Source organism: Methylobacterium sp. AC832, from assembly GCF_979256025.1.
This window is the reverse complement of the sequence record NZ_CEEDMV010000043.1, coordinates 1-277: the sequence shown is the minus strand read 5'-3', so window position 1 is coordinate 277 and position 277 is coordinate 1. Positions and strand designations below refer to the sequence as shown.

The following is a 277-nucleotide window of genomic DNA, read 5'->3' as shown; positions in this document are numbered from 1 at the left end:
ATTCCGAGCACAATGCCCTGGCCCAGGCGCTCGGGAACGGTCGCGTCTCGGACGTGACCAAGATGACCCTCACGGCTTCCGGCGGCCCGTTCCGCACTTGGACGAAGGACCGCATCGCCGCGGCTTCGCCCACCGAGGCGGCGGCTCATCCGACCTGGTCGATGGGCATGAAGAGCAACATCGATTCGGCCTCGCTGATGAACAAGGGCCTCGAACTCATCGAGGCGCATCACCTGTTCGCGAGCGAGGCCGAGCGCCTCGACGTGAGCGTGCATCC

The 277-nt window shown here is 66.1% G+C and carries 1 pseudogene; it reads left to right on the top strand.

Going from position 1 to position 277, the window contains the following annotated elements:
* Positions 1-277 (top strand): annotated as a pseudogene (locus AC0IXR_RS25050) (1-deoxy-D-xylulose-5-phosphate reductoisomerase); the annotation flags it as partial.